Source organism: Microcoleus sp. A006_D1 (assembly GCF_036702805.1).
Lineage (GTDB): Bacteria > Cyanobacteriota > Cyanobacteriia > Cyanobacteriales > Microcoleaceae > Microcoleus.
Map to the genome: position 1 here is coordinate 505,004 of NZ_JAUBVZ010000002.1, position 20,263 is coordinate 525,266.

Here is a 20,263-nt window from a genome sequence, read left to right on the forward strand (position 1 = left end):
AGAGCGGTTATCCATCGACATATCATTCTTTTTGTCAAATCTTCCCGAAACCTTGGGAATAGTAGTAAACTAATAACTGATGAATATAAACTTGTTTGATATTGCTTTAACGAAAAGTTGACTAGGATTTAGCAACTCTAGCGGTTCTAAACTTTCGTGTTTCGCCAGTTAATTACAAATTGCCAAATTTCCCCATCTAAAACCTAAAATCTCAAATCTAAATCGGTAAATCACTCATTTGAGAATTACTATATGAACCAGATCGCAATTCCCGGCTACCGCACGAGCGAACAACTCTACTCCGGCGTCAGAACCTTGGTTTATCGAGGTTATTCTGAATCAGACAATCAACCAGTCGTCATCAAATTGCTCAAGTCTGAGTGTCCGACTTTCGGCGAACTGGTGGAGTTTCGCAATCAGTACACCATTGCTAAAAATATTGAAAATTCCGGTATTGTAAAACACTTAAGTCTGGAAACATACCGTAACGGTTTTGCCTTGGTGATGGAAGATTTTGGGGGCATTTCTCTGGCTGAATACATCACCCATGATGCTTTTGGAGTCCAGGGAAGATTCACCAATAGCCTAGGCGAATTCTTGCAGATTGCTATTCAAATATGCTCGACGTTAGACGTGCTATATCACAGCGGAATTATCCACAAGGATATCAAACCCCAAAATATTATAATCAACCCTAAAACCAAAGAAATCAAACTCATAGACTTTAGTATTTCCTCGCTTTTGCCTAGAGAAAATCCAGAAATTAAAAACCCCAATATCTTGGAAGGGACATTAGCTTATATGTCTCCCGAACAAACTGGAAGAATGAATCGCGGGATTGACTACCGCACCGATTTTTACTCCCTAGGAATAACTTTTTATGAACTGTTGACAGGACAATTGCCATTCCAATCTCAGGAGCCGATGGAATTGGTTCACTGTCACATCGCTCGCCAGCCAATTCCCCCGATCGCCCAAAATCCCGCCATCCCCCAAGTATTGAATGACATTGTGCTAAAACTGATGGCTAAAACAGCGGAAGCACGCTATCAAACTGCTTTTGGCATCAAACACGATTTAGAAGAATGCTTAAAACAATACTCAGAGCGTGGCACTATTCAACTGTTTGAATTAGGCAGCAGAGACATTTCCGAACGCTTTGTGATTCCCGAAAAACTTTACGGCAGAGAAAGCGAAGTTTTAACCCTATTAGCAGCCTTCGGGCGCGTCGCCTGTCCCCATGAAACTTCCCCGACCGCAGATTTGGAGGTTTCCTCTCCTAGCAGCCGAGAACCTCATAAAATCCCCCGTACAGCTACGACCGAAATCATGCTGGTAGCGGGTTTTTCGGGGATTGGCAAAACCGCTGTCGTTAACGAAGTTCACAAGCCGATCGTTCAGCAGCGGGGATACTTTATCAAAGGGAAATTTGACCAATTCAGGCGCGATATTCCCTTTTCGGCATGGGTGCAAGCTCTGCAAAGTTTCCTGCGGCAATTACTCACAGAAAGTGTTGCTCAAATTCAGCAGTGGCAAGCCAAAATTTTGTCCGCATTAGGCGATAATGCTCAGGTAATTATTGATGTTATCCCAGAATTAGAACTGCTGATTGGTAAGCAACCTGCTGTCTCTGAATTAGAACCCACTCCTGCACAAAATCGCTTCAATCTGTTATTTCAAAAGTTCATTCGTGTCTTTGCTACCAAAAATCACCCCTTAGTCATCTTCTTAGATGATTTGCAATGGGCAGATTCAGCATCTCTGAAATTAATGCAATTGTTGCTCGGCGAATCAGAAGGTCAACATTTGCTGCTAATTGGCGCCTATCGAGATAACGAAGTTTCCAACGTTCATCCATTAATGCTGACTTTATCAGAGATTCGCAATCTAGGTGCGGGTTCATCTTCTTTACAAAACCACGGTATCGATCGCTCAGCCCCTATAATTAACCAAATTACTCTCGCGCCACTTTCAAAATTTGACTTAAATCGTCTGGTTGCTGATGCTTTAAGTTGTGCGATCGACCGATCTCTTTCCTTAACAGAATTAATATTTCAAAAAACTAAGGGAAATCCTTTTTTTAGCAATCAATTCCTCAAGAAGCTCCACGAAGATAAGTTAATCTATTTCGATTTTACCTCCTCGTTGCCAGGGGGAGAAAGGGGGGGCTGGCAGTGCGATATTACTAAAATTAGAGAATTGGCAGTCAGCGATGATGTCGTCGAATTTATGGCGACTCAATTGCAGAAATTGCCAATTAATACTCAAGATGTTTTAAAATTAGCTGCTTGTATTGGCAGTCAATTTGATTTGGAAACCTTAGCAGTTGTCTGCGAAAAATCTCAAATAGACACCGCGACTGACTTGTGGAAATCATTGCAAGAAGGTCTAATTTTACCGCAAAGTGAAGTTTACAAATTTTTTGCAGATGATGGGGAGTCTGGACAATTAGCCGTTGCCGATTCTCAACTGCCAAGTTACAAGTTTTTGCACGATCGCGTTCAACAAGCTGCCTATTCTTTGATTCCCGACGATGCAAAGCAGTCAACTCACCTAAAAATTGGCAGATTGTTGCTACACAAGGGCGGGGAAGCGCCACGGGAAGAGCAGATATTTGATATTGTCAATCACTTGAATGTGGGATTGCAATTAATTGTCGATCGCACGGAAAGACATCAACTAGCTTCCTTGAATTTAATTGCTGGGCGCAAAGCAAAAACTTCCACAGCTTATGCTGCTGCTGTTGATTACTTAACTATCGGCAGAAATCTGCTACCAGATGATAGCTGGACAAATTTATACGACTTGACTATCGATCTGTATGTAGAAGCGGTTGAAGCCGAATATTTGAATACTAATTTCGATTTATCACATCAACTAGCCCAAATAGTTCTATCCCGATCGCAAAATCTCCTCGATCAATTCCGAGTTTACGAAGCGCAAATTCAGTCTTATATTGCCCAAAATCAGATGAAATCGGCAGTAGATACTGGATTGCAAGTTCTGGGAATGCTGGGTGTTGCTTTGGAAACTGAACTCCCCGCTACAGTGGAGATATCTGCATTAGCTAATCTGCCAGAAATTCATGATGCCTATAAAATTGCTGCTTTGAGGATTTTATGTGCGATCGCATCTGCCGCTTATCTAGCCAGTCCAGAACTCTACCCAGCCGTTGTCTTTACAATGGCACATATTTGCAGCAAATACGGAAACTCTGCACCGGCTAGTTATGCCTATGCTTGTTGCAGCTTAATCTGTGAAGTAATCGGAGAAATTGAACTAGGCTATCAATACGGTCAACTATCTTTGCAAGTATTAACTAAATTCCCTGCCCAAGAATTTGAATCTAAAGTTTTGATGGTTTACAATGCTTGCGTGAGGCATTGGAAAGAACCCAGTCGATCGACAATACCGTCTTTGCTGTCAGCAGTCCAAAGCGGTTTGGAAACTGGCGATATCGAGTATGCTTGCTATTCTGCTATGTATCTTTGCATCTACAGCTTTTTTAGCGGTGAAGACTTAACATCGGTAGACCAAAAATACGAGCAGTATCTTCAAATAATGGTCAATTCTAAGCAACAATATCAGACTTATTACACAAAAATATGGCGACAATTAACCTTGAATTTACAAGGATTAGCTGATGACAAATGTCGGTTAGTTGGCGAGAGTTTTAATGAAGATGAACTGCTGCCAGTTTTGCTAGAAGCAAATAATGTATCTTCCATTTTTGGAGTGTATTTTGCTAAATTGGTTGTCAATTATTTGTTTGGCGAGATCGAAAGTGCCGTGGAAAATGCCCAGCTAGCAGAGCAATATGTCGCTGGTGTCGGTTCGCTGATGATGGTGCCGCAGCACAACTTTTATCATTCCCTAGCCCTGCTGGCGCTGTATCCCGATGCTGAGCCGATCGCGCGATCGCAATACTTGAACCAAGTGAGAGCCAATCAGGAAAAAATGCAAACCTGGGCATTCCACGCACCGATGAATTATCAGCACAAGTATGACTTAGTAGCAGCAGAAATAGCACGAGTATTGGGAGACAGGCTCGAAGCCATCGATTTGTACGATCGCGCCATTGCTACGGCCTCATTAAACCAATACCTCCAAGAAGAAGCACTCTTCAGCGAACTTGCAGCTAAATTCTATCTGGAATTAGGTAAAGATAAAATTGCCCGCGTCTATCTAACGGACGCTTACTACGCTTATGCTCGCTGGGGTTCTCAGGCAAAAATTCATGATTTAGAACAAAAATATTCCCAATTACTCGCCCCCATTCTCGAACAAGAAACAACTTTGTATGCAGGAGAGACAATTGCTCAAACAATTGCGCTAGGCATTACTTCCACAAGCAAAAGTATTTCCAATTTTCTCGACTTAGGAACAGTAATTAAAGCTTCTCAAGCCATATCGGGAGAAATCAACGTCGAGGAATTACTATCAACTTTGATCCGAATATTGATCGAAAATGCAGGCGCATCAAAAGGCTCTCTGATCTTAGAAAGGGATGGTGAATTATTGATTGTTGCTAAATGTATAGACGAGCAATGCTATTTGCCAAATATTGCACTTGCTCAAAGTCAACATCTCCCCATCACTGCGATTAACTACGTCTGGCGTACCAGAGAAACCTTGGTAATTAACGATATTGCAACAGAAAATATCTTTGCTGCCGATCCTTACATTATTCAGCACCAACCTAAATCCGTATTGTGTACTCCAATTGTCAACCAAGGTCAAGCGATCGGCATTCTGTACTTAGAAAACAGTCTCGCCACAGGTGCATTTACTCCTGACAGATTGGAAGTCTTAAAAATCCTATCTTCCCAAGCTGCTATCTCCATCGAAAATGCTCTGCTATATCAAACTCTTGAAGATAAAGTAGAAGAACGTACTGCCGAACTTGATCGAGCTAATCAGGCAATTTCTGCCCTCAACCAGCGCCTCAAAACCGAAAATATTCGCATGAGTGCCGAACTCGATATCCTCAAACAAATGCAGCAGTTAATTCTGCCCAAACCTGCGGAATTAGCAGCAATTACAGAGTTAGATATTGCTGGATTTATGGAGCCAGCCGATGAAGTCGGTGGCGATTACTACGACGTACTTTATACTGACGGGGTGGTGACGCTCTGCATTGGTGATGTCACCGGACACGGACTAGAAAGTGGAATTTTGATGGTGATGACTCAAACGGCTGTTCGCACTCTGAAGGAAGTTAATGAACTCGATCCTGTGCGCTTTTTAGATACCCTCAACCGCACTATTTATAAAAATATTCAGCGGATGAACTCGGACAAAAATCTGACGCTAGCTCTCCTCAATTATGCAGACTGTAAAGTTAGTATTAGCGGTCAACATGAGGAAACTCTTGTGGTTAGAAAAGGTGGTAAAATTGAACGCATTGATATGATAGATTTAGGATTTCCCATCGGCTTAGAGGAGGATATTTCTGATTGGATCGGTCATGTTTTAGTAGACTTAGAGCCGGGGGACGGGGTGGTGCTTTACACTGACGGCATCCCCGAAGCTAGAAATATTCACAAACAATTCTACGGCCTCGAACGACTCTGTGCAGTGGTTTCTCAAAACTGGCATTTGAGCGCCGAACAAATCAAGCAAGCTGCGATCGATAATTTGCGAGAATTTATTGGAGAACAAAAAGTATTTGATGACATTACTTTGCTAGTATTGAAGCAACAGGGAAATATTGTGCATAATTTATGATATACCGTGATTAAGTCGGTTTCTAACATCGCTTGTGAATTTGCCGAAGCAGTTAAGCAGAAACCGGATGTCTCGCTCCGCCCGTGTAAGTTATAGTAATTTACAGCGAGCGAGTGAAACTATTTTGAAATCCCAGATTCGGGAGTATAAATTATGAAAGAAAAAATAAATTTAGCACAATCTAAATCTCCAGAAGAACTCAATACCCAGCTACAGGATTTGAGACAAAAACTTGAGGAAGCCGAAGACGAAAAAAATAGCTATGAAACCTTAGTAGAAATTATCACCGAACATTCCACGGATCTGGAAAACCAGATCCGTCATAAAAATCGAGAAATGCAGACTTACATCCACCAGGTGAAAAAGGTGATAGATGCAGCTATTGCTGTGAAAAACAACAGCTTCGATCCTCAGATATTGTCAGAGGTAGCAGCGCGGAGTGATGCACTAGGAGAACTGGCACAGGTATTCTCGCACATGGTGCAAACGGTGAAAGCGCGGGAACAGGAATTAGAGAAACTTTTGCAGGCTTACGGACGTTTTGTTCCCGATGAATATCTGCAATTTCTCGGCAAGCAGAGCATTGTTGATTTCCAGCTTGGAGATCACGTGAGCAAAGAGATGGCAATCATGTTTTCGGATTTGCGTTCCTTCACAACGATGGCGGAGCAAATGACTCCTCAAGAAAACTTTAACTTCATCAATACCTATTTACAGCAAATCAGTCCCGAAATTCGCAAGCACAACGGTTTTATTGTCAAGTATATGGGAGATGGACTGATGGCAGTTTTTCCCGAGGGCGTTGATGACGCTATTCAGGCAGGAATTGTGAAGCTTGAACAGTTGCAAAAATACAATCAAAGCCGTAAAATGAATGGGGAGATACCGCTGAATATTGGCATCGGTATCCATGTCGGTGATACAATGGTTGGAATTATTGGAGACGCGAATCGGATGCAAGCCGATGCGCTGTCCGATCATGTCAATCTCACGGCGCGTCTGGAAAGTTTAACTAAGTATTATGGCGTATCTTTATTAATTTCAGGAGATGTGGTACAACGTTTGAGTCAACCCGAAAAGTATCATATTCGATTTTTGGATCGTGCAATTGTCAAAGGTAGACAAGAAGCCATTACTGTTTTTGAGGTGTTAGATGTTGAATTAGAACCAGGGCGATCGCTCAAAATTCAAACTTTGCCTATTTTTGAGGAGGGGCTAGAACAATATTGTCAGGGAAATTTTGCTAATGCCCAAGTTTGTTTTGAACAAATAGTGGCGCTAAATCCCGCTGACAAACCCAGCAAAATTTACCTAAAACGCATTAAATCACTGTTGCAAAATAGTATGCCTGCTAACTGGAATGGCGTGTGGAAATTTACCCAAAAGTGACATTTAAGTATTAATTAAAAATAGGAAAGATTATGAGATCTGGAAGCTTACAAACTGTGACACAAATATTTGGAGAATTCATCGACCAATTTCCACCGGAACACGACTCCCTAGAACTTACTTTTACCCCGAGTTCTCGCCCCATCAAGCAGCGCTGGCGCAACAACCTGCTGTCAGCTCATTTTGTAGCCGATTATTTGTCCAGCTTTCTACCGGTGGACGCTACCGATGCTAGCACCGAGAAACGGATTAAACAAAGCAAGGGAGCTGTCAGCTACGTTGCTAACGAACTGTTAGAAAATGCGATAAAATTTAATCAGGATGGTGCGAATTATAAAGTCAAATTTGGCATCCACTTTATTGGTGAAACCGAGGTGACGGCGGTGATTTTTGCCAGTAATAGTGTCAATCCAGAAGGGGCGAATAAGTTGAAGGAGTTTATTGAAGAACTGCTGGCTTCCGATCCAAATGAACTTTATTTGCAGCAGGTTGAAAATAATGCTGAATCTGAAAGCGAAACCTCGGGATTGGGATTGCTGACGATGATTAATGACTATTCAGCTAAGATTGGTTGGAAATTTGAGCCAAGACCAGACAATGATACGATCGCTGTTACGACTGTGGTTCAAATTAGTGTTTAGTTTCAACCATTTCAATATTTACTCTCTTGTGCGATCGCCATATTTGAGCCAGGAAACCAAATCACAATGAGTATGCAAGAAATTAAAGGTGAAGATTACAGCATTCAGTACGATCGAGAATCGGTGACAGTCAGCTTCATCGGCGAACTCAGCCTGGGCGGCCCAGCAGAGTATGCACCAATAGTCGAATTGTTAGATGAAGTCGCCCAGAACGAACCGCCTGCTATTACCTTGAACCTAAAAAAATTGGAATTTGTTAACAGTTCTGGTATCAGTATGCTGTCTAAGTTTGTCATTAGCGTGCGGAAAAAGAAAACGATTCAACTTTTGGTATTGGGCTCAAATGATGTTCCCTGGCAACAGAAATCTCTCAAAAATTTAGAAAAGCTGTTGCCAACTTTGAAGCTAGAATTGGAGTAAGCTGTTACCCAAATTATACCTCTTTGAAAAAGTCTGGCTACAGTTATTAATTCTCTTGAAATTATCTGTCTCTAGCATAACGAGAGAGCCGGACACGGCAATGCCGTTTCCATACAGATGAGAACCTCTAATTTCGGTAGTAGCAATATTTTTCATAATTGGGATGAGATTGCTTCGCCCTTGCACAGCGCGAACAATGACAAAAAATGTGAACAATCGCGTATTGTCTGAGAACAAGTCAAAAGATGCTAGATCGGAGCGAAGACTATAGCAAAATACTTTGCTTTCTTAACCCGCAATCGCGGGTTTTATGTCCTGTAGCGAGTGTTTGAACCTGTCAGCCGAGAGCGGGAATTTTGTGGCGGATTTGATATAATTTCAGCAGCTTGAGACTTGGAAACGCTTTCTAAGAGCGAGCGGACTCGTGGTGGCGATCGCATATTTTCCAGTCGATCGCTCCTTGTGTCTTTTGCACAGAATGCTGAGGCAACGCCAACAGCCCTGGGGAGTGATTTTAACAATGGTTTCTCAAAAACGCACGATCGCCCGCACCAGGGCCAAATTCGGTCTCCGCGGCGTCCTGGTGGTTCCGTTTGTGCTGCAAATTGTCGCTGCTGTTGGCTGGGTTGGCTATCTCTCTTACAGAAACGGAGAGAAGACAGTCAACGATCTTGCCAGTCAGTTACAGCGATCCGTCAGTGCGAGAGTTTACGAGCGCGTCCAAAACTACCTGGAAACTCCGCCGCTAGTCAATCAAATCAATCAGGATTCTTTACCGCTGGGGGTGTTGGACTTCGAGGATTTGGAGCGATCTCGACCCTATCTCTGGAAGCAAGTTGTACGGTTTAGTTCGATCGGTTACGCGGGAATTGCTAACGAAAAAGGTCAGTACCTGCGAATTGGTTGGGTGAACCGATTGGCGGGAGCTGAGCAACCTCAGCTTGCCCAGCAACTACTTCCTGGGGGTGGCGATTTGCTCTACTACGACCTTGACAGTGATGGAAACCCGACCAAAATTGAGAGGTCTCAGCCCAATTATGACGTTCGCAAGCGCCCCTTTTACAGCGTTGTTGTGGAGAAAAAACAAGCTGCTTGGAGCGACGTTTACATTAATTTTGGCTACGGTTCGCTGCAAATTAATGCCAGTCAACCCTATTATGATGCTGAAGGCAAACTGATTGGCGTGCTGACTTGCCAGATGGGGCTCGATCAAATTCGCGGTTTCCTGCAAACCTTAAGCGTGGGTAATTCCGGTCAAGTATTTATCATTGAGCCCAACGGCGACTTAATCGCCAGTTCGGTAAAAAATCAGCCTCTGTCGCTGGGAGAAGGCGAAAACAGAAAGCGGGTCAAAACACAGGACAACAGCAACCCGTTGATGCGCCAAAGTGTGGTTTATTTGCTCGATCGCTTCCACCGTTTAGCAGACATTCAAGAAACTGCTCAACTTAATTTTAAGCTCAACGGTGAGCGGCAATTTCTCCAAGTTTCTCCGCTAACTGACAAGTACGGTCTCAACTGGCTGATTGTAGTTGTAGTTCCCGAAGCCGACTTTATGGCGCAAGTTTATGCTAACACTCGCAACACCATCTTGCTCTGTATTGCGGCTTTAATTGCCTCGGTTGGAGTAGGTTTTCTCACCGCTAACAGGATTGCTCGCCGGATTTTGGAAATTGCTAAAGCTTCAGAAAATCTCGCAGGTGGCGCTCTCAAGCAGAAAGTTAATTCTAGCAGAATTTTTGAAGTTCAGACATTAGCTAATTCCTTCAACAGCATGGCCATACAACTCCAAGAATCCTTTGAAACTCTCGAAGATAAAGTTAAAGAACGCACCTCGGAACTCGGTACAGCCAATCAAGAAATTGCTGCTCTCAACCAGCGGCTGAAAGCGGAAAATCGGCGCATGAGCTCTGAACTCGGTATGCTCAGACAAATGCAGCAGTTGATTCTGCCCAAACCTGCTGAACTCGCAGCAATTGAAAGCTTAGATATTGCCGGATTCATGGAACCAGCGGATGAAGTTGGCGGCGATTACTACGATGTACTTTGCACTGAGGGGATTGTGACTATTGCGATCGGCGATGTCACCGGACACGGACTAGAAAGCGGCATTTTGATGGTGATGACTCAAACGGCCGTCCGCACTCTTCAGGAAATGCCAGAATCCGATCCGGTGCGATTTTTAGATACGCTCAATCGCACATTGTACAAAAATATTCAGCGCATGAATTCGGATAAAAACTTAACCCTGGCTCTCCTTAATTACGCAGACGGTCAAATTAGCATCAGCGGCCAGCACGAGGAAACTCTTGTCGTCAGAAAAAACGGTCAAATTGAACGGATTGACACAATGGATTTAGGATTTCCCATCGGCTTAGACGAAGAAATTGCCGATTTTATTAGTCATGTTTTAGTAAAGTTAGAGCCGGGAGACGGGGTGGTACTGTACACTGACGGGATCACGGAAGCCAGAAATACTAGCAAACAATTCTACGGACTCGAAAGGCTTTGTGAAGTAATTTCGATTAATTGGCACAACAGCGCCGAAGAAATCAAGCAAGCGGCAATTAATGACCTGCGACAATTTATTGGATCGCAAAAAGTATTTGATGATATTACTTTGGTAGTATTGAAGCAACAGGGCGACATCTCGCAGCATTCAGCCTCAAGCACTCTTAAACTGTGATAAGATTCAAGAAAGTGGATGCTGATTGCCAAGTAAAATTTGGCAGACACTTTATTGAATCAGAGCTAACGGCGGTGATTTTTTGCCAGTAAAAGTGTCAATCCAGAAGGGGCGAATAAGTTGGAGGAGTTGATTAAAGAAATGCTTGCTTCCGAGCTAAATGAAGTTTATTTCAACAGCTTGAAAATAATTATGAATCTGAAACCGAAACTTCCGGATGGGGATTGCTGAGGATGTTGAATGACTATTCAGCTAAGATAGGGTGGAAATTATAGCCGAGACAAGACAGTGATACGATCGCTATTACGACTGCTTCAAATTCGTGTTGAGTTTTAACTATTTCAATATTGACTCTGGTGTGCGATCGCCATAATTCACTTAGGAAACCACAAAACAATGGATATTCAGGAATTAAAAGGTCAAGACTACAGTATTCAATACGATCCGAAATCGGTGACAGTCAGTTTCCAAGGGGAACTCAGCTTAGATGGATCGTCAGAGTATGCACCAATACTCGAATTGTTAGATGAGGTGGCTAATCCCCAACCGCCTGCTATTACCTTGAACCTAAAAAAATTAGAATTTGTTAACAGTTCTGGTATTAATATGCTATCTAAGTTTGTCATTAGCGTGCGGAAAAAGAAAACAATTCAGCTTTTAGTAGTGGGTTCAAATCATGTTCCCTGGCAACAGAAATCTCTCAAAAATTTAGAAAAGCTGTTGCCAACTTTGAAGCTACAATTGGAGTAGCATCTGTTTCATTTAGTTGACAGTTTACAGCTTGCCCGCTCGCGCAGTCGTTGGGTTTACAGCACTTGACCTTCCAGGTAGAGGTCGCCCTCCGAGGTCAACTGTCAACTGTCAACTGTCAACTGTCAACTGTCAAAGATAACTTGGGATGGTTGTCAACTGTTTAAGTTTGCTGCACCGGCAGTTCAATGATAAACTCGGTTCCCTGGGACGGTTCAGACTCGCACCTGAGCGTTCCTCGGTGATTTTCTACTAAGATTTTGTAGACAATAGACAATCCTAAACCGGTACCTTTACCGATTTCCTTGGTGGTAAAAAACTGCTCGAACATTCGTTTTTTTACCTCTGCTTCCATTCCCGCTCCCGTGTCAGCAATCCGCACTCTGACGCGATCGCACCCAGCTAGTTCTGTGCAGATCGAAATTTTTAGCGCAGCATTGGGCTGATTTTTGGCTGCCTCTTCTAAAGCATCGATCGCGTTGCTAATTAGATTCATAAATACTTGATTTAGCTGTCCGGCATAACACTCTACAGCAGGCAATTTTTCATAATTTTTAACTACTTGAATCTCGCGACGGTCTGTTTTAGAATTGAGACGGTTTCGCAAAATTAACAGGGTGCTGTCAATGCTGTCGTGCACATCGCACAGCGTCATTTTACTGTTATCTGTTCGCGAAAAGCTGCCCATAGATTTGACAATTTCGCGAATACGAACTGAACCCATTTGCATGGAAGACATAACTTTAGGCAAGTCTTCAACTAAAAAATCCAGATCCATCTCTTCGATTTTATCTTTGATTTCGGCACAGGGATTTGGATAGTATTCTTGATAGAGACGCAGCAGGTGCAGCAAATCTTGAGTATAAATTTCGGCATGGCTCAAGTTGCCGTAAATAAAACTAACTGGGTTATTAATTTCGTGGACGATACTCGCCATTAGCGCTCCCAGGGAAGACATTTTTTCGCTGTGGAGAAGTTGAGCTTGAGTTTGCTTGAGTTCGCGGAGCGCGCGATCGATCTGAGCTGCTTGAGCTTCGGCTTTCGAGGTAGCAGCACAGCTTTCTTGATACAGTTCAACTTGTTTGAGGTCGATTTCAAATTGTTCGATTTCGCTTTCTTGCTGGTACTGACTCACCACGGCATCGAAAGCTGCTAGCAATTCCCCGCCCGCAGCTCCGACAATGTACAGCAGGTGGGGATTTTCCAGACTGAGTTGGGCATCGGGAACTTTTACCAATGCTTTAATGCGATCGATATATTCGCGGACTTGCTTGTCTAGATACAGCGGCGCCTCAAAATACATCGCCTTGACGGTGGGTGAAGGGGGACTCAATAAGTTGATGCTGCTGTCAGTATTAATTAAGTCGCGGTGCGATTTTTCCATAAGCTCGATCGCTTCTAACAAATTCTCGCGCAGTTTTGCTCTTTCTGCCGCATTCACAGAGCAAACTAACCTCATGCAAAAAAAAGCCGATCGCTGGGAAAGCATTCGCTGCCGGCCGCTGATATTAATTACCGCAGCACTAACTTTTCTGGCTGTCGTAATTTCTTCCAGATTAAAATAGTTGCTCAGTGCCATTCGTAATACCTTCGAATCAACTATATTTCTGTAGCTCGTGCTGACACAAGATTTTAGAGCCATAAAAAATATTGTACAAATTTTCTACCAATATATTCTGTATTTTCTATTAAAATAGTATCCTAAAATACAATAATTTTAAATTGGTTGCCGATCGCACAAGGAAGAAGAAAGAAGAAGGCTTTAGTTATAGTCGCCACAGAAACAAGAAGCAATCAACCGCATGGGAAAAAGCCATTAAGAGCGTCCTCACCGTCGGGCGCGATCGCACTATCACAATTTTTAGGATTCGGCTGGCAGCAAAGGTTTTCTTAACTATCCAAAAATTTACCAATCAACTTTGCCATGATGTAAGGTTGAGTTTGCGGCAACCCGTGAGTCGCATTGGGAATAATCGCTAACTCGGCTCCGGGTATCTCGTTGGCGTAGGTTTGACAGTGCCACAGAGGAATTGTTTCGTCACTATCTGCTGCGATCACTAAGGTGGGAATTTGCAATTTGTGAATTTCTTTTTCTACTGTATCAACTGCGTCTTCCGGCCGCATCCGGCTCATTAAAAATGACCTTGCTACTGGTTGAGACATTAACTCGCGCCGCCAGCCGGAAATTTCCTGCAATTTATCGCTTTTTCCCGCTAAACGAGCAAAAGGTTTTGCCAACTGCAAGGCCCAATCGACGGCTGGGGTTTCCCACAGCAGCGGCCGCAAAGCATCGTATTCACCGCAAAAACTGTCGTCGCGAATTCCCGCAGGTGCTGCTAACACTAAACTGCTGACAGAATTAGGATATTTTAGGGCATATGCAGAGGCTACCCAACCGCCAAAAGAATGTCCGATGATGCAGCAGGGTTCGATGTTTAGTTGTTCTACAACTTGCCGCACGAAGGCAACTTCTACAGCTACGTCGTACTGGATTTGTGGTTTGCTGGATTCTCCAAAACCCAACATATCTAAACTGATGCACCGAAACTGAGATTGCAATAACTCAATTAATGGGAGCCAGCAAGTTTTTTCTCCGAAGAAACCGTGCAGAAGCAATAAGGGTCGGCCGCTCCCGATGTCGAGGTAGGCGGCGGTTTGGCTGCTGCTATTGACAAATGTATTTAATGTGTGCTTACGTGCTACTGCTATTGACTGCATGGGCGATCGACTCCTGATCGGTAGAAGGAAGAAGGAAGAAGGAAGAGGGAAGAAGGAAGAAGGAAGAGGGAAGAAGGAAGAAGGCTTTAGTTATCGTCGCGACAGAAGGAAGAAGACATACACAGCAAGCTTTTTAGCGATCGGTATTTTACCTTTAATCAGGTGGATTTACTTATTTAAGCAATATATGTAAACAATTGTAACAAGATAGCAGTCCAAAGGTTAAACTTCATTACGGAGTACACAATTAGAAGTAGACCGTGATAATCTCTAATATTATTAGAAATAACTGCAAACTCGAAGCAGGAGAACACTTTGAACTCTACTTTAAAACGTTACCCGGCTTGCTCCCTGCGCGAAGATGTCAGTGAGTACGTAGCACACCTACAGCTTCACATGACTTTACAAGCTCGCAATTTGCTCCCTAGCATTACTACCGCTAAGGACAGTCGCGAACAACTGTTGCAGCAGACTCAGGCTCATTTTGAGAAGCGTGTTTCTCGGCAATCTCTTTAAATAAATTTTCGGTTTCCCTAATTTTGCGATCGCCCGCGATCGATCTTTGCCCAAATTTCGGCATCGCAGAAACCCGGTATCTTCAAAATACCGGGTTTCTTTTTGGCTAATTTGACTAAATCTGGGTTAAAAACTAAATACGGTTCAGAAGAGACGGCGGTTGAAACCGCGTCTACACAGACAAAACCCGCATTGCCAAGGGTTGAAGAATAGATGGGTATTAGGCATCACGACCGGTTTTCGGTAATATGCGTTGAGTATGCTTGAGTTTTATGTTTATGCGAATTCAGATTATTGCATTTTTGACTTTGGCGGCGGTGGCTGGCGGTGAATTGGCGGCGCGGGCGATCGATCTGACTGTCGCACCGGTTGAGGTGGAGGTGAGAGAAGGAAGCGCAGAGATTGACAGGCGAGACGGGCAAGATGCCCGTTCCACAAGAGGAGATGAATTTTTGGGTGGAACAGGCATCTTGCCTGTTGAGCAAAAGTTGATTGAGAATGGTGCCACATCTCTCGATCGCGGGCAAGATGCCCGTTCCACAAGAGGAGATGAATTTTCTTGGTTAAAAACTGCGACGTTAGGCGGTACTGCACAAATCAGTCAAACGGGCAATGCTGAGGGCGTTTATGTAGCTGAGGTAAAAATTCGCTTTGTCAATTCCCGAGGCGAAGCTGTCGATCGAAAAGGGAATCCGATTCAGGGCAGAATTTCGGAAGATTTTATCCGAGGTGAGCTCAAACTCAAGGCGGGGGATAATTACAGCCCGCAAGTTGTGCGATCGGATTTGCAGCAGTTGCAGCAGTTGGGATTGTTTGAGAAGGTGACGGTTTCGACCGAAGCAGCGGGCGCCGATATTAATGTAATTTACAATGTCGAAGAGCGATCGGCTCGCTCTGTTGGCGCGAGTGTGACTCTGAGTGATGATGTTGGTGTTGCTGTTCCTCTTTCCTATGTCGATCGCACTTTCGGTACAAATCCGCAGCGGTTGGCGGTGGAAATTCAGCCCAGCCTCCGAGGTATCCAGTACGATGTGCAGTTTGTCAGCCCTTACGTTGGTGCGGATGACCGTTTGGGATACAGTGTGAGAGCTTTTGGCGATCGCAGAATCTCGGAAATTTTCGACAAGGATATTAATTTGCCCAACGGCGATCGAGTTCGGGAAATTCGGATGGGCGGAAATCTCGCTGTTACGCGACCTTTAGGCGATTGGCGCGGAACTTTAGGACTGAATTATACCAATATCAGCACGCGCGATCGCAATTTAAATATTGCCCGCCGCGACGAACTCGGCAATCCTCTCACATTCAGCGGTGCGGGCGTTGACGAGTTATACACTGTTTCATTTGGCGCGGTGCGCGATCGGCGCAACAATCCCTTTAACCCTACCAGCGGCTCGATTCTCAGCCTCAGCACCGAGCAGTCGATACCTCTGGGACGAGGTAACATTGTGAGTAACAGGCTGTTGGCAAATTATATACAATATGTCCCAATAACTTTGCTGGGCATCAGCGAGTCGGAAACTTTGCCGGAAATGCTGGCTTTTAATTTGCAAGGAGGGACTGTCATCGGGGATTTGCCGCCGACGGAAGCGTTTCGACTCGGCGGCCGCAATTCTGTGCGGGGTTACGACGGTGGGGAAATTGGCAGCGGGCGGAGTTATTTCTTGGCTTCCGGCGAATATCGTTTTCCCGTGGGCAGGGATGTCGGCGGCGTGCTATTTGTTGATTTTGCGTCGGATTTGGGAACGGGTGACAGCGTGTTGGGAAAGCCGGCGGTAGTTAGGGATAAGCCGGGGACTGGGGCGGGTGTTGGGTTGGGTGTGAGGGTGCGATCGTCCTTGGGATTAATTCGCTTAGATGTCGGTGTTAGCGACGGCGGCGACATCAAATTGATACTCGGTACAAAACAGCGATTTTAAATAGTTGATAGTTGGCAGTTGGCAGTTGATAGTTGGCAGTTGGCAGTTGGCAGTTGGCAGTTGGCAGTTGATAGTTGGCAGTTGGCAGTTGGCAGTTGGCAGTTGGCAGTTGGCAGTTGGCAGTTGATAGTTGATAGAAGAAGGAATAGGGAAGAGGAAAAAAATTAATCAATAAATCTTCTTCCTTCTTGCCTCTTAGACAAGATGGCATTCGTTGCCAGACTATCTAGAAATTATAGCAACCGCCACATCGGTGAGGACAAAAATAACTTCATGAATAGAGCTGATACCCGTACTGCATCAATGGTTTGATTCGGGTTATGCAACTGTCAACTGTCCACTGTCAACTGTCAACTGTCAACTGCTATATCTGCGTTAATTTGCGTTGCATCACCTCGACAAGCACACAAAATTTAGGGACACAACACAATGTTGTGTCCCTAAATTGTTGGAATAACTGCTTAACGCTTTGGTTTCTTGATATCAACTCTTTTCGGTTTAGCCGCCGGAGTGCGCGGATAAAACTTAAATTTATTGAGCGCAGCACTTGCCGATTTAGCCACACCGCTATCTGTATCTCGCAAAGCTTTTTGCAGCAGCGGAATTACTTTGTCTGACTTAACCATTGCTAGTGCTTCCACAGCAGCTTCGCGCACCTGCGGCTGCAAATCTTGAGCTAATTTTCCCAGGGCTTCTATTGCTCGCTGACCGTCGATTCTCAGAGCATTAGCCGCCGCAATTTTACCTAAAGCAGACGCTGCAAACTGGCGGGTTTCTGTTTCCTGACTTTGAACGCATCCCATCAACTGCGCGAGGGAATAGGTAGGTAAATTTCTGGCAACTTGAAGCGGTTGTGCGACTTCTGGTTGATGTAAATCAATTGATTCTGGTTCGGAAAAATCTGTGTAATTTAACTCTTGTTCAACTTGTGTTTGATTTAACTCGCTTGACTGTTCCTGCCAAACTTCTTGTTGTGGTAATTCTCCTCCAATTTCTGTTTCAGTTGACAGACTGAACTGTTGCTCCGGGACTTGTTGTAGGTTACTTTGGTACTGCTGTTGCAAAGACCCGATAGTAGCTTGCATCTGAGCTTCGTGAGCTTGCAATTGCTCGTGAGCGGCTTGCAACTGACTCTCGTATTGCTGTTGCAAAGCCTCTATCGTTAACTGCATCTCAACCTCGCGGTTCTCGTATTCTGCGGTGGTTTGTCTCAAGCGAATTTCGTGTTCGTTTTGCAAGTTTTGCAAATGTTGCTCCATCTGAGCTTGATAATTGTGATGCAACTCGTCTGCAACTGTGAGTAAATGATGTTCGTGTTCTGCTTGCAAAGATTGCAGGCTTTCTTGCTGTCTAGCATTGTGAGCAGCTTCTAATTCCTGACTGATTTGTCGGAGCTGATTCTCGTGTGCGCCTGCAACTTGTTGGAGCTGACTGTCGCGCTCTGCACGAACTTGTTGGAGCCGATTTTCGTATTGGTTAGTAATTTGTTGGAGCTGATTTTCGTATTGGGTTGTAACTTGTCTGAGTAAATTTTCGTGTTCGACAGTAGCTTTTCTCAGCCGCTCTTCCTGTTCTCCGTGCTGGGATTCGGAAGTTTGTTGCACCCGAGATATCTGAGCTAGTTCTATATCCTGAGCTATTCTGCGAGTTTGCTGCAAGTGTTCTTGCTTTTGCTTGTGCAACCGCTTTTCTACCAACCAGTAAGCAACTGCTATCCCTGCCAAAAAACCTACGATCGCTCCTATGATACCCACGACTGAGTTCCTCCCGACAAAATAGTGATGCTGGACTTTTTACAATTTAACCATACAGCCTTCTGTAACCGCCCAATAGCAGCAGCCAAGCTGTCACAGCCAGCCAGTGAAGCGCTACCGCAGGCCAGATAGAACCGATGAGCAGGTATGCGATGGAGCACGCTACCCCCAAAATTGTCGCCAGCAGCAAAAACACCGGATTCATAAAGGTCGATCGACCGATCGGATAAAAAGTCAGCGCGTTCAGCGGGTGGTAAACTACAAACAGCGCCAAACTCGCGCCTCCCCAAAACCACAGCATTAACCCAGAAACATTTTCTCCCGGGTGCGGCAGCACTAACACCCGGAAAAATAATTCCTCGGTGATACCGGGACTCAACAAACAGCCCGCGAGCACTCCCGCAATGGTACGCCCAGAGGTTTGTACGTCTACTTTCAGAAATCCCGACCAAAAACCGATGGGAAGTGCGATCGCACTGTAAACTAGCACCAGCATAGCTGCAACCACCCAATCGGTGAAATCGGGAATAGTTGAAAAAGCCTGAGTGATGCGGTGTATCAGTAAGTCCAAGGGAAGAAGCAAGCAGAAAGAGAGAAAAGGAAGCATCTCAGTTTTGTTATGCGTTCGGGACTGTTTATTTTAAAGCTTTTAATCGATCGAACAACTGAGCAACTTTGGTCAAATCTTTATCTCCCGGCGCTATTTCTACGCCGCTAGAAAGGTCAACACCGCTGAAGTTATTGCCTCTGGTGCGATCGATCGCATTTAACACATTATCCGGTGTCAAACCGCCCGCCAGCAGCCAAGGACACAGCGGTTTAAACTCTGCTAACATCATCCAGTCGATCGTCAGCCCAGTACCGCCGAGTTGTTCTCGATGGTAAGCATCCAGCAGTAAAGTATCGACACAAACAGCGTAAATAGCAGCGGTGGCTAGAGTTTCAGGACTCTTAACTCTCAGGGCTTTGATAATTTCAATTCCCGGCAACAACTCGCGCAGCCGATCGCAATATTCGGCTGTTTCATCTCCGTGCAACTGCACCCCGCTTAAATTTGACTCTGCCGTTACTTGACAGATATTTTCTATTGTGGTATCTGCAAAAACGCCGATGCGATCGACATTTTCCGGCAACTGCTCGACAATCAGGCGAATTGTTTCGGGGCTGACATAGCGGGGGGAAGCCGGCACGCAGATAAAACCCAAAGCTTGGGCTCCCAAAGCTGCGATCGCAATTCCTTGATCTAATTTAGTAATTCCGCAAATTTTAACCCGCACTCCCGATCCTCCGTTCCTTTCTTTGTATCAAAATATCAACGAATTGTTAACTATTAAAACAAATCTTAGTTTAATGCAAAATGCTTTTATAATTTTGTAACTCAATTAATCTGTGAAATCAGGATCATATAAACATGATTAACTCATCTTTGCTGTTAGCCGTACAAGCTACCGCTCCCTCAACGCCCGAGTGGACGCCACTGGTAGGACTGACCATGATTATATGCAATTTGCTGGCGATCGCGATCGGCTACTACGGCATAAGCAAACAAAACCGAGGCAAGGGCCCAGCTTTACCCGTTGCAGTCCCAGGAATGTTCAAAGGCTTTGGCATCCCAGAATTGCTGGCAACAGCCAGCTTCGGCCACTTGCTCGGGGCTGGAGTAATCTTGGGCTTGGGTAACGCCGGAGTTCTTTAGAAATCAGAGTTCGGGGAAAGGCAAGGGGAAGAAAAGATATAATAGAA

At 44.5% G+C, this 20,263-nt stretch carries 17 protein-coding genes; 11 read left to right on the top strand and 6 right to left on the bottom strand.

From position 1 onward, the window contains the following. Positions 1-252: 252 nt before the first annotated feature. The 4 genes from QUB68_RS05025 (at position 253) to QUB68_RS05040 (ending at position 8,177) form a co-directional block, all read left to right on the top strand. Positions 253-5,727 (top strand): AAA family ATPase, encoded by a 5,475-nt coding sequence (locus QUB68_RS05025; protein WP_332989938.1) that lies wholly within the window; start codon positions 253-255, stop codon positions 5,725-5,727. Positions 5,728-5,880: 153 nt separating this feature from the next. Next, positions 5,881-7,116, top strand: a complete 1,236-nt coding sequence (locus QUB68_RS05030) for an adenylate/guanylate cyclase domain-containing protein (RefSeq protein ID WP_332989940.1) — start codon at positions 5,881-5,883, stop codon at positions 7,114-7,116. A 32-nt stretch (positions 7,117-7,148) separates the two neighbouring features. Beyond that, entirely contained in the window at positions 7,149-7,757 is a 609-nt protein-coding gene (locus tag QUB68_RS05035) for a DUF6272 family protein (RefSeq protein WP_332989942.1), read from the top strand. A gap of 66 nt (positions 7,758-7,823) precedes the next feature. Beyond that, complete coding sequence (locus QUB68_RS05040) at positions 7,824-8,177, top strand: slr1659 superfamily regulator (protein WP_332989944.1); 354 nt, start codon at positions 7,824-7,826, stop codon at positions 8,175-8,177. Between the two features lie 308 nt (positions 8,178-8,485). Here the strand turns inward: QUB68_RS05040 and QUB68_RS05045 are convergent, their stop codons facing one another. After that, the gene (locus QUB68_RS05045) at positions 8,486-8,698 is read right to left on the bottom strand and encodes a hypothetical protein (protein WP_332989946.1); all 213 of its coding nucleotides are present in this window, start codon (positions 8,696-8,698) and stop codon (positions 8,486-8,488) included. Here QUB68_RS05045 and QUB68_RS05050 point away from each other — a divergent pair. Together QUB68_RS05050 and QUB68_RS05055 are read left to right on the top strand one after the other, a co-directional pair. Continuing rightward, complete coding sequence (locus QUB68_RS05050; RefSeq protein ID WP_332989948.1) at positions 8,698-10,863, top strand: SpoIIE family protein phosphatase; 2,166 nt, start codon at positions 8,698-8,700, stop codon at positions 10,861-10,863. The two genes, QUB68_RS05045 and QUB68_RS05050, sit on opposite strands and share 1 nt — an antisense overlap. A gap of 396 nt (positions 10,864-11,259) precedes the next feature. Then, positions 11,260-11,613, top strand: a complete 354-nt coding sequence (locus QUB68_RS05055) for a slr1659 superfamily regulator (protein ID WP_332989950.1) — start codon at positions 11,260-11,262, stop codon at positions 11,611-11,613. Between the two features lie 163 nt (positions 11,614-11,776). On the opposite strand, the gene QUB68_RS05060 is transcribed toward QUB68_RS05055, so the two are convergent. Then, positions 11,777-13,192 carry an ATP-binding protein gene (locus QUB68_RS05060; RefSeq protein WP_332989952.1) on the bottom strand — a complete coding sequence of 472 codons (1,416 nt, stop codon included), beginning with the start codon at positions 13,190-13,192 and terminating at the stop codon, positions 11,777-11,779. A gap of 311 nt (positions 13,193-13,503) precedes the next feature. Beyond that, positions 13,504-14,331, bottom strand: coding sequence for an alpha/beta fold hydrolase (locus QUB68_RS05065; protein WP_332989954.1), 828 nt, complete (start codon positions 14,329-14,331; stop codon positions 13,504-13,506). On the opposite strand from QUB68_RS05065, the gene QUB68_RS05070 reads away from it, so the two are divergent. From QUB68_RS05070 to QUB68_RS05085, 4 genes are all read left to right on the top strand, one after another. After that, a complete protein-coding gene (locus tag QUB68_RS05070; RefSeq protein WP_332989956.1) occupies positions 14,300-14,524 on the top strand; it encodes a hypothetical protein in 225 nt (74 codons plus the stop codon). The two genes, QUB68_RS05065 and QUB68_RS05070, sit on opposite strands and share 32 nt — an antisense overlap. Before the next feature lie 122 nt (positions 14,525-14,646). Next, positions 14,647-14,847 (top strand): hypothetical protein, encoded by a 201-nt coding sequence (locus tag QUB68_RS05075; RefSeq protein WP_193973413.1) that lies wholly within the window; start codon positions 14,647-14,649, stop codon positions 14,845-14,847. A gap of 278 nt (positions 14,848-15,125) precedes the next feature. After that, positions 15,126-16,766 (top strand): BamA/TamA family outer membrane protein, encoded by a 1,641-nt coding sequence (locus tag QUB68_RS05080; protein WP_332989959.1) that lies wholly within the window; start codon positions 15,126-15,128, stop codon positions 16,764-16,766. Positions 16,767-16,784: 18 nt separating this feature from the next. Beyond that, entirely contained in the window at positions 16,785-16,934 is a 150-nt protein-coding gene (locus QUB68_RS05085) for a hypothetical protein (protein WP_332989961.1), read from the top strand. Between the two features lie 293 nt (positions 16,935-17,227). Here QUB68_RS05085 and QUB68_RS05090 read toward each other — a convergent pair whose 3' ends face one another. Genes QUB68_RS05090 through QUB68_RS05100 form a run of 3 tightly spaced genes read right to left on the bottom strand, consistent with a single transcriptional unit; the run spans position 17,228 to position 19,797 of the window. Further along, positions 17,228-18,520, bottom strand: a complete 1,293-nt coding sequence (locus tag QUB68_RS05090; protein WP_332989962.1) for a HEAT repeat domain-containing protein — start codon at positions 18,518-18,520, stop codon at positions 17,228-17,230. A 46-nt stretch (positions 18,521-18,566) separates the two neighbouring features. Next, positions 18,567-19,127 carry a CPBP family glutamic-type intramembrane protease gene (locus tag QUB68_RS05095; RefSeq protein WP_332989963.1) on the bottom strand — a complete coding sequence of 187 codons (561 nt, stop codon included), beginning with the start codon at positions 19,125-19,127 and terminating at the stop codon, positions 18,567-18,569. 28 nt (positions 19,128-19,155) lie between these two features. Continuing rightward, the gene (locus tag QUB68_RS05100; protein WP_332989965.1) at positions 19,156-19,797 is read right to left on the bottom strand and encodes a phosphoribosylanthranilate isomerase; all 642 of its coding nucleotides are present in this window, start codon (positions 19,795-19,797) and stop codon (positions 19,156-19,158) included. 134 nt (positions 19,798-19,931) lie between these two features. Here QUB68_RS05100 and psaK point away from each other — a divergent pair, with 134 nt between their 5' ends. Then, entirely contained in the window at positions 19,932-20,216 is a 285-nt protein-coding gene (psaK, locus tag QUB68_RS05105; RefSeq protein WP_332989966.1) for a photosystem I reaction center subunit PsaK, read from the top strand. Positions 20,217-20,263 lie beyond the last annotated feature (47 nt).